Source organism: Winogradskyella sp. SM1960 (assembly GCF_020179375.1).
Lineage (GTDB): Bacteria > Bacteroidota > Bacteroidia > Flavobacteriales > Flavobacteriaceae > Winogradskyella > Winogradskyella marina.
This window is the reverse complement of record NZ_JAICBG010000001.1, coordinates 1,198,265-1,212,197: the sequence shown is the minus strand read 5'-3', so window position 1 is coordinate 1,212,197 and position 13,933 is coordinate 1,198,265. Positions and strand designations below refer to the sequence as shown.

Sequence of the window (13,933 nt, the reverse complement as noted above, 5' to 3'; positions counted from 1 at the left end):
TGATTGACCTATAATTTAGGCTGATTGATTGACTATTAGAACGCTAAAGGATTGGTTTTGTTACACTTTTGAGTAAAAAATATCAGACCTCAAAGATTTTTAAATGCTTTGAGGTCTGAAAAATTTTAGATTTTTACGATAATGTTAGTCTATAACTTCTATAGAAACCGGTGAAACTTCGGTGTCCTTATCATTTTTAATATCAAATAGGACTATAAAATCTCCTGTTTTAAGGGTATTGAGGTTTTTTATGGTGTCACTGTTAGCAATGTTTCCTTTAAATTGCTGAGTTTTTATTCCGGGAATTTTCAATTTAAAAGCAGTGACTTTGCTATTTGGTAATGTGAGTATAATTTTTTTAATTTCAGTTAAGGACATAGATAATTGTCCTGTTTTTAAAACCCTACCATTAACGATAGGCAAAATACTTTCTTGTTTTTGAGGCTGAGGGTCTTCTACAACTTCAATGATTTCACCACTTTCGGTTTTAAATTTATAAGTTTGCTTTTGTTTAGATGATGGAACTGGTGGAGCTGGTGGTGGAGGCAGTCCTTCCGATTTCTTTTGTTGCTCTTCTGTCATTAGGTTATAAATGCCTGTGAAGTATTCATAATGTTCTTTTTTAACCATGAGATGGTTGCCATTTGGGTCTTTTAAACTTTTAACCCATTTATTATACGACTTAAATTGACTGTCACTTATTTTGCCAGTTTTAATAGCTGGTGGAGGTGGAGGAGGTGGTAAATTATCCATTTTTACTTCTTTACCATAAGTGTCATAGTACGTTGTTACACCATTTTGTTGCGAATAATAATAGTTTGTTCCGTTGATTTCTATTGGACCAGATTTTTGCTTAGTTTCTTTGACAGAAGTCACTTTAGTTTCAATAGCCCAAGGAGAATCTTTTGGTAGTGTAAAATCTTTATATTTCTCAAGTCTTTTTTCTTGTTCAATTTTTGCTTGTTCAACAGTTAAACCTGCGTTAGGGCTAACGTGTTTAGCTTTTAAACCTGTTTTTTTTATGCTTTCTAAATAACGAACACTGCTAGACATTATATCTGCTTTATGAAGTTCTAATTGGACTTTTTTAACGAAATCAATGTTATTATTACTTTCTGTAAAAATAGAAGCAGTCACATAATTTCTGCGTTCTTCAATAGTGAGATGTTTGTTGATTTCGGTAGCTGATTGAGCTAAATCGTTAAATTTTATAATCTTTTCATTCAATAGTATACTGTTATCTTTTTTGATTAGTATTTCTACAGGTTGTATTACTTTATTGCTTTGTGTTTTAGTAGGAGTATGCGGAGTTGATGGAACTGGTGGAGCTGGTGGAGGCGGAGGTGCTATTAAAGGTGCATCTGCTTGAATAACTTTAAAGTCATATTTTCTTATCAAGGTTATGACGTTTTTCAATGTCTTTTCTGAAGCATTACTTTTATCGTATCTAACGAAAACTGAGTTAGAATCGTCAAAGGACTTTGATAATGTTTTTAGTTTAGATTCAATGCCCTCCAAAGAAGTATTCTTATTCTTTACTAGTAATTCTCCGTTTCTGTTTATTAGAACTACCATGATTGGTTTTTCTTTCAGATTATAATTATTGTTTTGAATAGGTAAAGGTGGTGGCGGAGGTGGAGGTAGAGTTGCTTTTTCTTCAGTAGTTAACTCACTATGCTTTTTGAAATATGTTTTACCATTGAGTGTGATTTTTGCATAGGGTGAAATGCCAGCAATTGGTCGTTTTACTTTAGCTTTATTTTCTTTAGACATTCTATAATATAGACCTCCTAAATCTGAAAATAAGTCATCTAACTCTTCTTGTTCTTGCTTTGATTTGTAGATGTAATGTGGTTCAGTAGTTCTAAGTGTTTCATAGATATCGTATTTTTTTAAATAGACTTCAACAGCGTTTTGGCCTAAGTAACTAATTTGTAACTCCTCAGCTTTTTTTAATTCATCTTTAATGTGTTCATGATGTTCAATAGTGGATGATTCTTCTTTTTCAACATATTCCTTTTCTGCAAAATTGTAAAAAAGAATAGCAATAATTGGTAGCACTAATAACGTACTTAGCCAAATTCTGGTTTTGGATGTTTGTGTTTTCATAACTGTAAATCGTTTTTTGATGGATGAATAATTGATGGCACTCGCTAATTGATGATTTTGAGTGTTTGATGAAAATTGTAATAAAATAGTTTGATACGTTTTAATATCAGAACCTTGTTGTAAAACGGCTTGGTCTGCTAAAAATTCGTGATTGAGTTTTACATGATGTTTCAGAATGTATATTAAAGGATGAAACCAAAATATAATTTGTAGTAGTTCTAGTAATACAATATCTATGCTATGTAATTGCTTCGCATGAGTTTCTTCGTGTAACACTACCTCTTTAGGAATGTGGTTAGAGTTATACCTCGTTTTATTAAAGAAAATATATCTAAAAAAGGAATGTGGAATGAGATTGTCTTGTAACAACACATAAATGAAAGATCGGTGTTTTACGGTTTCATTCTTAGAAATGCGACGTTGCATTTTAAATAGATTGACAACAAAACGTAAGGTGAATAACAAGACACCAAAGCCGTAAAAGAACCAAAGGGTCGTTTCTAAATCGAAAAAGTAAGGTTCTTCAATTGTTGTATCAATAAGAGCAGGATCAATATTGATGAATGTAGGTGCTGTTTCAATAGTGGTCACTACAGGCTCAACATATTCGGTTATAGTTAATTTTGGAATCAGTAATGCTAAGGCTAATGCACCCAATAAATAAAAACGTTTAAAACGATGCCTATTCTGACGTTCTAAAAAAAGCACATAAACCAACCAAAAGATTCCTAAGCAAACTGAAAATTTAAATAAGTAAGTTTCCATAATCACTTGTTTTTAATTTCTGCATCAATGATTTCTTTTAAGGCTTCTAATTCTTCTTTGCTTAAATCGGTTTTGCGTGTAAAAAAGGAGGCAAACTGCGATGCGCTATCATTAAAAAAATTTTTTATAAGCCCTTTAAACTGTTTTGAGAAATAATCTTCCTTCTTTACTAACGGAAAGTACTCTCTAGATTTACCGAAGGTCTTATAATCAATAAAGCCTTTGCCAATCATGCGTTTTAGTAGTGTGGCAACCGTTGTAGTTGCTGGTTTTGGTTCAGGATAACTTTCTAATAAATCTCTCATAAAAGCTTTATCGAGTTTCCAGAGGTATTGCATTAGTTGTTCTTCGGTTTTTGAAAGTTGCATGCTCTACAGATTTAGAATTAACTCTACAAATGTAGAAATTAATTTTGATTCTACAAGTGTAGAGTTGAAAAAATAGTCAAAAAAAATCCGCTCACGGGGAGCGGATGCTTTCAATTTTTGAAATAATGATGTTAAATTTAATAGGTTTCTATACCATTCAACCTATCATTATTTTATTTCGATAATTCTGTAAAATGCTTGTAAAACCAAGGAATGGTTTCAATGCCTTTAAGGTAATTCCAGACTCCAAAATGTTCGTTTGGTGAGTGAATAGCGTCACTATCCAATCCAAAGCCCATTAAAATAGTTTTACTTTTTAGTTCTTCCTCAAACAGAGATACAATTGGAATACTTCCTCCACTACGTTGCGGAATTGGTGTTTTTCCAAAGGTTGCTTCATAAGCTTTTGAAGCGGCTTGGTAACCAATACTGTCTATTGGAGTTACATAACCTTGTCCGCCATGATGCGGATTTACTTTTACAGTAACACCTTTTGGCGCAATACTTTCAAAATGTGTTTTAAATAATTGGGTAATCTCTTCCCACTCTTGATGAGGTACTAAACGCATAGAAATTTTAGCATAAGCCTTACTAGCAATTACGGTTTTTGCTCCTTCGCCTGTATAACCTCCCCAAATACCATTCACATCTAATGTTGGTCGTATTGAGTTACGTTCGTTAGTAGAATAACCTGCCTCACCATAAACGGCATTAATATCCAATGATTTTTTATAGGCTTCTAATGAGAATGGTGCTTTTGCCATTTCGGCACGTTCAGCATCCGAAAGGTTTTCAACCTTATCATAAAATCCAGGAATAGTGATATGATTGTTTTCATCGTGAAGCGAGGCAATCATTTTGGTTAACACGTTTATAGGATTTGCCACAGCACCTCCGTAAAGTCCAGAGTGTAAATCTCTGTTTGGTCCTGTAACTTCAACTTCAACATAGCTTAAACCTCTTAATCCCGTTGTAATTGACGGTACGTCTGGCGCAATCATTCCTGTATCTGAAATAAGAATGACATCATTTTTTAGCTTTTCATGATTGTTTTTTACGAATGTCGATAAATTAACACTACCAACTTCCTCTTCACCTTCAATCATGAATTTTACATTACATGGCAATTCATTGTTAGCTGTCATGTATTCCATAGCTTTCACGTGCATGTACATTTGGCCTTTGTCATCACAAGCTCCTCTGGCAAAAATGGCACCTTCTGGATGTAAGTCTGTTTTCTGAATGATAGGATCAAATGGAGGTGAATTCCATAAATCTAAGGGATCTGGTGGTTGCACATCGTAATGACCATAAACTAAAACGGTTGGTAAATTTTTGTCTATAATTTTTTCACCATAAACTATTGGATAGCCTTCGGTTTCACAGATTTCTACATGGTCGCAACCTGCTTTTTCAAGACTAGTTTTAACGGCATCTGCTGTTGTTAATACATCTTTTTTGTATGCTGAATCAGCACTGATGGATGGAATTTTTAAGAGCTCAATGAGTTCGTCTAAAAATCGTTGTTTATGTTCTGAAATATAAGAATTAATGCTTTGCATAAGTATTTTTGGTTTGTATCAAAAATAAGAATTATAAGAGTAATAAATTAGCCTGTTGTCAACTTTAAGTTTTTATTTAGAAATAATTATTGTGGAAAACTGCGAAAGTATAGCGGTTAGATCAATTTTATAACAATATTTATAGCTAATAGTGTACGACTAAAGATATTTAGGTTTATTAAATATAGTATAAGTAGTTATATTACAGTTGTTTGTAAATTGGAAATATTCTTTTTGGAAAATTTTATTCAATATAGAATAGAGAAAATTGTAATCTAAAACGACGCTGTAAATCAATTAGTTGTAATTAAGTCAGGGTTCTTATGTCTAACAGCGAAGCGGTCTTATGTCTTTTATCCGACAACAATGATTTGTATATTAAAACTATTGTTTATATTTGCATCCCAATAATTATTGGATAGTTGCAGGCGTGGTGGAATTGGTAGACACGCTAGACTTAGGATCTAGTGCCGCGAGGTGTGAGAGTTCGAGTCTCTCCGCCTGTACTAAGACAAAAGCTTAATTAATTGTTCTTCAATTAGTTAGGCTTTTTTGTTTTGTTAAATTCCCCCAATATGCCCCACGTATTGTAAGACTAGTGTATTTAAAGCTTATTAAAGCTATATTTATTTAGATAAAAAAAGTAATCTAAAAATTCTAAATCTTAGATTAAAGATAGTCATTTAATAACTCTAAAACAATCCTTAGATGTTTAAGTTGACACCTGAGAACTCAAAAAAAACATTCCCTCAAAAAAATTCTTTTAAAATTTAGAAATTAAAACTGCCCCATATATAGTGCTTTTAAAATTAGAGAAAAAGGCGGGGGTAGGAAGCAAAAAGCTCTTTTCTGATAAGTCATTTTCAAAAAGTCATAACCGCCTCGAATACAGACGCTGATTTTATCTAAAATCATAAAACTTTTGTATTTTGCAATTAACTAAAACCTTACTAAACACTTAATGACTAGAGAACAACTTAAGCAGCTAGAGGATAGACTCTGGAAAGCTGCTGATGACCTAAGAGCAAATAGTAAACTTACCGCAACCGAATACAGTTTTCCTGTGCTAGGTCTCATATTTTTAAGACACGCATATAACCGTTTTATAACAGCCAAAGAAGAGATAGAAGAAACTTTACCTTCACACCCCCAACGTGGAAAGAGACCTGTAAACAAAACAGATTTTCTTTCTGCCAATGCTATATTCTTACCCGATAATGCCCAATGGAAAACCATTAACGCGCTTCCTGAAAGTGTAGATATAGGCGAATATCTAAACGAAGCAATGAAAAGTATTGAAGCAGAATATGAAGTCCTTCAAGATGTGTTGCCTAAAGAGTATATGCTTTTTGAAAGCGACTTGCTATTTCGTTTAATACGTATTTTTAACGACCCATTGCTAGATAAGGTTACAGGCGATGTTTTTGGTCGTATTTACGAATACTTCTTAAACAAGTTTGCCATGAGTGGCGCACAAGAGGGTGGCGAGTTCTTTACACCACCAAGTCTTGTAAATACCATTGTAAAAATTATAGAACCTAATCACGGTACGGTTTTCGACCCTGCTTGTGGTAGTGCAGGTATGTTTGTACAAACGGCTCATTTTATTGAAGAAAAACTACAAACAGAAGCTTCTCAAAAAGTAACTTTCTACGGACAAGAAAAAGCAGATACCAACACCAAGTTAGCAAAAATGAATATGGCTGTTCACGGCTTAGATGCTAACATTATGCAAGGGAATAGCTTTTACCAAGACCATCACGATTTAGTAGGCGATTGCGATTTTGTAATGGCTAATCCACCTTTTAATGTAGATGGCGTAGATAAGAAAAAAGACAGTGTAAAAAACGACCCTCGTTTACCTTTTGGTTTACCTAAGAATGATAACGCCAATTACCTGTGGATTCAATATTTTTATTCATACTTAAACCAAAACGGAAGAGCAGGTTTTGTAATGGCAAGTTCTGCAAGTGATGCAGGACATTCTGAAAAAACCATAAGGCAAGAATTAGTAGAAACAGGTGCGGTAGATGTAATGGTGTCTATTGGTACTAAATTTTTCTACACACGTTCTTTACCTTGTTCTATTTGGTTTTTTGACCGTTCAAAAGAATTAGATGCGAAACGTGCCGACCAAACCCTAATGTTAGACCTTAGAGATGTGTATAGAAAAGTCTCGTCTAGCTTACACGATTTTACCGAAGAACACCTACAAAACATACACGCCATTGTAGCCCTTTATAGAGGGGATAATAGCTTGTTTGCAGAAACACTTGCACAGTACAAAGAAAGTGCTGAGCAACACCTAAAAGAAGCCAATACCATACTAAATAGCATACTAAAAGAAAAACTATTAAGTATAAAGGATGATGTACTCAAGGCAGAAAGCGCAAAGGAAGACAAACGAAAATTAAACGTTGCCACCAAAAAGCAAATAGAAGCACTTAAAGCCGAATTAAAAACAGAAGCAGTTAAAAAAGACAAGAAACTTAAGAAGAAAACCCAAGACCACATTAGTAGCCTTGAAACATTTTTAGAAACTATTAATAAACAAATAGATCAACACATCTATTTTACTAAAGAGGTAAATTGGTTAGAAAAACGTTTCCCTGAAGGCGTTTATACCGATGTAGCAGGTTTATGTAAAATAGTTAACCGCGAAGAAATTAAAACCAACGATTATAGCCTTACCGCAGGGCGTTATGTAGGTGTTGCACCTATAGAGGAAGAAGAAGGTTTTGATTTTGACGAACGTATGGCAGAAATTAAACAAGAATTACACTTGTTAAATGAGGAAGCCGTGGGCTTAGCACAACAAATACAAACAGATTTAACGGAGTTGGGGATATGAGTTTAATTGAAGTGAAAATTGAAAATGTATGTGATGTAGGAGATGGTGCACACGCTAGTATTAAAAGGAAAGAGAGCGGTGTTCCTTATCTAACTTCAAAAAACTTTAAAATAGACGGTTTAGATTTGTCTAAACTAGATTTTATAAGTCAGGAGGATTTTGAAAAATTTTTTAAAAGTAAATCTAAAGCTATAACTAAACCTCAAGCCAATGATATACTTTTAAGTATTATAGGTTCAATTGGCTCACCATATCTAGTGAAAAATAATGAGGAATTTGGATTGTCAAGTAGTGTTTCTATTTTACGACCATTTGATGATAAAATACTACCTATCTATCTGTATTATTGGTTAAAATCTGATTTATTTCAGAAATCCATTCAAAAAATTAAAAGTGGTGTAGCTCAAAGTTTTTTAAGTCTTGGAATGATTAGAAGTTTACCTGTAATCTATATTGAATCACTTCCAACCCAAAAAAAGATAGCTTCCATTTTAAGTGTGTATGATGATTTAATTGAAAACAACCTAAAGCGTATTCAATTGTTAGAAGAAACAGCGCAACGCATTTACAAAGAATGGTTTGTAGATTTTAAATTTCCAAACCACGAAAATACACCTATCAACGAAGAAACAGGTTTGCCTGAAGGGTGGGAGAAAATTAGAGCTGATGAAATATTTAAAATAAATATAGGTAAAACACCACCAAGAAAAGAACCTGAATGGTTTTCTCGAAAAGAAGGTGTGAAATGGGTGTCAATTTCTGATATGAATAAAGCCTCAACGTATGTGTTCAAAACGAAGGAAAGAATAACATTTGATGGTGTTAAAAAATTTAATGTTAAAGTAGTTCCTCAAAATACAGTATTACTAAGTTTTAAATTAACGGTTGGAGCTGTTAAAATAACAACAGAAGATATGGTTACTAATGAAGCAATCGCTCATTTTAATATTGATAAGAATACGCCATCCACAGAGTTTACCTATATGTTTTTAAAATCCTTTAATTATCAAAGTTTAGGTAGTACCTCTTCTATTGGAACTGCGTTAAATTCAAAAATTGTTAAGTCAATACCGTTTTTAATAGTTTCTGAAAAAACAGAAGATAAATTTACTAAAAGTATAAAGAACATTTTTGGTCAAATTAATAGTTTACTTCAACAAAACCAAACCCTCAAAGAAGCAAGAGACCTACTTTTACCACGTTTAATGAATAGAACTTTAGAAGTATGAGCAATGATTATTCAGAAGACAGCTTAATAGAAAAAACCACCATCAACCTGTTAAAAGGTTTGGGTTGGGAAACTGCCAATGTATTCCATAACGAGAGTTTTGGAGCTATAGGTACTATTGGTAGAGACAGCCAAGAGCAGGTGGTTTTAAAGCATCATTTTATTACCGCGATAAAAAAACTCAATCCCAATTTGCCTGAGATGGCATATACCCAAGCGTATGAGCAAATAGCAAAAGCAGAAGCTTCTAAAACCTTAGCAGATATTAATCAAGAAAAATACCAACTGCTTAAAAAAGGCATTCCTGTTACCTACAAAAACAAAAAAGGAGAGCTCATTAAAGAAAAAAAAATACAGATTTTTAATTTTAAAAAACCACAAGAGAATCACTTTTTGGCGGTTCAGCAATTGTGGGTAAAAGGCGTTTCGGGCAGAACAAGAAGACCTGATGTTGTTGGTTTTGTAAATGGTTTGCCTTTGGTGTTTATAGAGTTAAAAGCGCATCATATTTCTATAAAATCGGCTTACGAGAAAAACCTAAGCGATTACAAAGATGTGATACCTAAAATATGGCACACCAACGCTTTTATTATTTTAAGTAATGGTATAGAAAGCAAAGTAGGTTCGTTTACTTCAAAATTTGAACATTACCACGAATGGAAACGTATTAAAGAAGATGAAGAAGGTATTATTAGTTTAGATACGGTACTTAGAGGCACGTGTAATAAAGAGAACCTCTTAGATATTTTTGAAAACTTTATTCTTTACGATGATTCTTTAGATAAAGTAGCTAAGTTAGTCGCGAGAAACCATCAGTTTTTAGGAGTAAATAAAGCGGTAAATCACTTAAAAGATTTAAAAGAAAAATACAATAAAGGCGAGATTACTAAAGAAGAATCCCAACGTTTAGGCGTGTTTTGGCATACACAAGGTTCGGGTAAATCGTATTCAATGGTTTTCCTTACTCAAAAAATAGCAAGACAGTTAAGCAGTAATTACACCTTTGTTTTATTAACCGATAGAACCGAATTAGACGACCAAATTTATGCTACTTATGAAGGTGTTGGTGCTTCAAAAAATAAAAAAGCCAAAGCGACTTCAGCAGCACATTTAAAAGAATTACTGCAAACCGATAATAAATATATATTCTCACTCATTCATAAATTTAATTTTGAAGAAGAATTAAGTCAGCGCGACGATATTATTGTTATTTCAGACGAAGCCCACCGTACACAAGGCGGTTCATTTGCTATGAATATGCGTAAAGCTTTACCCAACGCTTCGTTTATGGGCTTTACAGGCACACCACTATTTAAAGATGATGAGTTAACCAAACGTATTTTTGGAGATTATGTTTCTAAATACGACTTTAAACGTTCTATAGAAGATGGTGCAACCGTTCCGTTGTATTATGAAAATAGAGGGGAGAAATTAAAGTTAGATAATCCTGAAATAGATGCACAAATAAAAAGCAAAATAGACGAGTTTGATTTAGATGATAATGAAGAAGAAAAACTAAAAAAGTTATTCGCAAGAGAGTATCCTATTTTAACTGCCAACAAACGTTTAAAAGCCATTGCAAAAGATGTAGTAGAACATTTTAATACCAGAGGTTATAAAGGGAAAGCCTTGTTTGTTGCCTTAGATAAAGTAACAGCTGTAAAAATGTATGATTTCATTACTGAGGAATGGAAGAAATACGTTGCGAAATTAGAAAAAGAGGTTAGAAATATTGCCGATGAACAAGAGCAAATATTGGCATATCGAAATCTAAATTGGGTAAAAGAAACCGAAGTATCTGTTATTATAAGTTCTGAGCAAAACGAGATTAAAAAGTTTAGAGATTGGGGTTTAGATATAGAGCCACATCGCGAAAAAATGAATTCGCGCGATTTAGAAAGCGAGTTTAAAGATGAGAACAATCCGTTTAGAATTGCCATTGTATGTGCAATGTGGATTACAGGTTTTGATGTAAAAAGTTTATCTACTTTATATATAGATAAGCCTTTAAAGTCGCATACTTTAATGCAAGCCATTGCAAGAGCAAACCGTGTACATTCAGGAAAAAACAACGGTTTAATTGTAGATTATATAGAAACCTATAAAGCCCTTTTAGATGCCTTAGCTATTTATGGTGGCGGAACGTCTAAAGGAAAAGGAGGAGAAGACACTGTAGATGAACCACCTGTAAAACCATTAGAAGAATTAGAAGAAGAACTAAAAGAGACTATAGAAGCTACGATATCTTTCCTAAAACACGATTGCGACTTTGATTTAAATGTCATTATAAAAGCTGAAGATACCGTTTACCGTATTAAGTATTTACAAGAAGGGTATAATGCCGTATGTAAAAATCAAGATACCAGAAATAAGTTTAATGTTTTAGGAAGAGAGGTTTTTAAAAAATACAAAGCTTTAATGCCTAACAAAGCGATTTACATCTATAAACCTGAAAGAGATGCTATCAACGGATTGTATAATTTAATAGCAGATAAAGTTGATGAGGCAGATGTTACGTACTTAGTTAAGCAAGTACAAGATGTGGTGAATGAATCTATAGAGACCTACAATACAGCACTTGATAAAGTGGAAGATTACGGTAAACAAGTAGACATCAGCAAACTCGATTTTGATAAAATAAAAGCCGAGTTTGAACAGATAAAAAGTAATAAAAATATAGCCGTTAAATCTTTGCAAGAACGCGTGAAGAAAAAGTTAGATACACTTATAAAAAACAACCCATTACGAATTGATTTCTACGAGCGTTACGAGGAAATTATAGAAGACTATAACTTGGGTAAAGAATATAAATCTATTAAAGAGGTGTTTGATGAGCTTCTTAATCTATTTGGAGAGCTTACGGAAGAGGAAAAACGCTCAGGTAAGGAAATGTTAAGCGAAGAAGAGTTAGCGGTATTTGATATGCTTAATAAAGGTAAAAAGATAACCGATAAGGAGAAGGCTGAAGTAAAAGCAGCTGCGAAAAATTTACTTAAAAAGCTACAAGAAAAAGAGTTTAAAGTAGAAGATTGGACTGAAAAAACACAAACCAAAGCAGCAGTAAGAAAAGCAATTAACGATTACTTGTATAGTAAGCTTCCTTATCCTACTTATGAAGATGGCGACATTGCCGTTAAAACAGAAGTATTGTATAATTTTTTCGAATCTCAGTATCGAGATTATGGGAATTTAGGGGTTTAGTTATGTCAAGAATTAGTGAAATATTGGACGAACTGAATCTGTATGATTTAAATTCTTTAGAGGATTTTATGGTGGGAGAAATCGTTACTGTAAAAACCGAACCTGAAATCATAGATGAAAGAATATATTTTGGAGAAGAATTTAAAATAGTTAAAACTGAATATAAAATTTTAAGTTTATCTAATAAAGAAAGAGAAAATCTTTCTAATGATTACTTTCACCCTTGTTTCCTTGCGGATGTAAACGAAACGAAAATTCAGAAATTAAATTATGAAGATTTTATAAATCGAGAAAATGACTTTATTGAATTGTTTAAAACTAAGTTTAAAGAGAAGAAATTAATTTTACTTAAGGAAATAGATAAATTCATTAATAACAATCTTGAAAAAACAGATTCTATACAGTTTTTGATAAATGAAACTTTATTGCCAAAAATATCGATAGCTAATAGTAGGTTGGGTTCTGGTTTCACTTGTGATGTTAATAGCAAAAATATTTATTTATTTGGACATGAAGGTGTAGGTCGATTTAGTATTGAGGAAATCGATGAGGTAACTAATTATATGTTAGCGTTGTATGAAGAAATGGATAGCCTTTTTTATAAGCTGAAGGAAAAATATGAATACTTTTATGAAAAGAGTGAATTTGAATTTTTTTTGAATGAACAACTGCCTGTTCTGATTTCTAATACATCACAAGTTGTTCAAAATGAAAGTCAGAATCCGTCAGAAACGTTAAAATTACAAAACCCTGATTCTGATATATTTAAAGAAATAGAAACTTTTCTGCAGTTCAAGGAATATTTGGGAAAGCATATTGTGGAGCCTTATATAGATTTATCATACTTAATTCAGAGATTAAAACATGAAGGTTTGATTCATACTAAAAAGCATTTAGAGTATAACGAGTATTTAAAAGAAAGTGAATTTATAACGGAGAAAATTTACAATATGATTTATGAGAAAAATTGTTTCAGATCTTTAGATAAAACTACCACCCCTGAACGAGAGAATAATTTTAATAATATTTTTGAAATTTAATTTCTCTTCCGATTATCGGAAAAAACTTCCATAAATAAAACAGGAAATACTTCGATGTTTGTATTCTAAATTATTAAAAATAATAAAGATGAATGTAAACACAATCAATGGATTTGGTCTATCCGTAGAAGACTTCACAGGACTTATTAAAGAAGCAGTCGCTTCAGAACTTTCTAAAACAAGAGAACTATTTTTAAGTTCTCAAACAGAAGAAAAAGATTTGCTTACCCGAGAGGAAGCGAAAGACTTTTTGAACATTTCCTATACAAGCCTATGGAGCTATGGGAAAAAGAATTTAATTAAGCCTAAAAACTTAGGAGGAAGAGTGTACTACTCAAAAAGCGAATTGTTAAACCTTTTAAACGACGTGGCGTAATGAGAGTAGAAATCAAAACTTACAGTAGAGTAGTAAAGCATTTTAACTACTTAGAAAAGACATTAGAGAAATCTAGATTAAGCAAAGAAATAGCCATTCTGTATTTTCAGATTCTTTTAGATCAGGAAGAAGATGGTTATGTTCAAAGACCTCATTTTACCTTTCAATTAAAGGATTTTGATAAATACTTACTCTTTTTTCAAAAGCATAACTTTATTGGTAGTTCAGATGAAAATACATTTAACTTCTCTAAAGAACATTGGAAAGATAAAAAAGTGAACTTCGTTGTAGAGCAGATGTTTGTTAAAAATGAGATGCTACACCTTACTGAGACTTACGAGGAGCTAAATTCTTGCTTCCACATTTCCGCCTAACTCAGGCAATTTCTAAATAATTTTTTAATCACAATACCGCTAAGCGATGTGTAATGCAT

Annotated in this window: 9 protein-coding genes and 1 tRNA gene; 7 read left to right on the top strand and 3 right to left on the bottom strand. The window is 32.6% G+C overall.

From position 1 onward, the window contains the following. Positions 1-144: 144 nt before the first annotated feature. The 3 genes from K1X16_RS05075 to K1X16_RS05065 all read right to left on the bottom strand — a co-directional run bounded on the left by K1X16_RS05075 (position 145) and on the right by K1X16_RS05065 (position 4,804). A complete protein-coding gene (locus K1X16_RS05075) occupies positions 145-2,874 on the bottom strand; it encodes a M56 family metallopeptidase (protein WP_225035289.1) in 2,730 nt (909 codons plus the stop codon). A 2-nt stretch (positions 2,875-2,876) separates the two neighbouring features. Beyond that, positions 2,877-3,242: a BlaI/MecI/CopY family transcriptional regulator gene (locus tag K1X16_RS05070; RefSeq protein WP_225035288.1), complete on the bottom strand. Its 366-nt coding sequence runs from the start codon at positions 3,240-3,242 to the stop codon at positions 2,877-2,879. A 173-nt stretch (positions 3,243-3,415) separates the two neighbouring features. After that, positions 3,416-4,804 carry a dipeptidase gene (locus K1X16_RS05065; RefSeq protein WP_225035287.1) on the bottom strand — a complete coding sequence of 463 codons (1,389 nt, stop codon included), beginning with the start codon at positions 4,802-4,804 and terminating at the stop codon, positions 3,416-3,418. A 424-nt stretch (positions 4,805-5,228) separates the two neighbouring features. On the opposite strand from K1X16_RS05065, the gene K1X16_RS05060 reads away from it, so the two are divergent. From K1X16_RS05060 to K1X16_RS05030, 7 genes are all read left to right on the top strand, one after another. Next, positions 5,229-5,310 (top strand) — tRNA-Leu (locus tag K1X16_RS05060). Positions 5,311-5,765: 455 nt separating this feature from the next. Beyond that, positions 5,766-7,655, top strand: coding sequence for a class I SAM-dependent DNA methyltransferase (locus K1X16_RS05055; protein ID WP_225035286.1), 1,890 nt, complete (start codon positions 5,766-5,768; stop codon positions 7,653-7,655). Beyond that, a complete protein-coding gene (locus K1X16_RS05050; protein WP_225035285.1) occupies positions 7,652-8,884 on the top strand; it encodes a restriction endonuclease subunit S in 1,233 nt (410 codons plus the stop codon). The genes K1X16_RS05055 and K1X16_RS05050 overlap by 4 nt, the downstream gene beginning before the upstream one ends. Beyond that, positions 8,881-12,084 (top strand): type I restriction endonuclease subunit R, encoded by a 3,204-nt coding sequence (locus K1X16_RS05045; RefSeq protein WP_225035284.1) that lies wholly within the window; start codon positions 8,881-8,883, stop codon positions 12,082-12,084. The genes K1X16_RS05050 and K1X16_RS05045 overlap by 4 nt, the downstream gene beginning before the upstream one ends. 2 nt (positions 12,085-12,086) lie before the next feature. Next, positions 12,087-13,124, top strand: a complete 1,038-nt coding sequence (locus K1X16_RS05040; RefSeq protein WP_225035283.1) for a hypothetical protein — start codon at positions 12,087-12,089, stop codon at positions 13,122-13,124. 88 nt (positions 13,125-13,212) lie between these two features. Next, a complete protein-coding gene (locus K1X16_RS05035; RefSeq protein WP_225035282.1) occupies positions 13,213-13,500 on the top strand; it encodes a helix-turn-helix domain-containing protein in 288 nt (95 codons plus the stop codon). After that, positions 13,500-13,874 carry a hypothetical protein gene (locus tag K1X16_RS05030; RefSeq protein ID WP_225035281.1) on the top strand — a complete coding sequence of 125 codons (375 nt, stop codon included), beginning with the start codon at positions 13,500-13,502 and terminating at the stop codon, positions 13,872-13,874. Before K1X16_RS05035 ends, K1X16_RS05030 begins: the two co-directional genes overlap by 1 nt. The last annotated feature ends 59 nt before the right edge of the window (positions 13,875-13,933 follow it).

Coding starts and splice junctions, on each gene's coding strand:
- K1X16_RS05075 (WP_225035289.1), bottom strand. CDS start 2,874: ATGGAAACTTACTTATTTAAATTTTCAGTTTGCTTAGGAATCTTTTGG.
- K1X16_RS05040 (WP_225035283.1), top strand. CDS start 12,087: ATGTCAAGAATTAGTGAAATATTGGACGAACTGAATCTGTATGATTTA.
- K1X16_RS05035 (WP_225035282.1), top strand. CDS start 13,213: ATGAATGTAAACACAATCAATGGATTTGGTCTATCCGTAGAAGACTTC.
- K1X16_RS05055 (WP_225035286.1), top strand. CDS start 5,766: ATGACTAGAGAACAACTTAAGCAGCTAGAGGATAGACTCTGGAAAGCT.
- K1X16_RS05050 (WP_225035285.1), top strand. CDS start 7,652: ATGAGTTTAATTGAAGTGAAAATTGAAAATGTATGTGATGTAGGAGAT.
- K1X16_RS05065 (WP_225035287.1), bottom strand. CDS start 4,804: ATGCAAAGCATTAATTCTTATATTTCAGAACATAAACAACGATTTTTA.
- K1X16_RS05070 (WP_225035288.1), bottom strand. CDS start 3,242: ATGCAACTTTCAAAAACCGAAGAACAACTAATGCAATACCTCTGGAAA.
- K1X16_RS05030 (WP_225035281.1), top strand. CDS start 13,500: ATGAGAGTAGAAATCAAAACTTACAGTAGAGTAGTAAAGCATTTTAAC.
- K1X16_RS05045 (WP_225035284.1), top strand. CDS start 8,881: ATGAGCAATGATTATTCAGAAGACAGCTTAATAGAAAAAACCACCATC.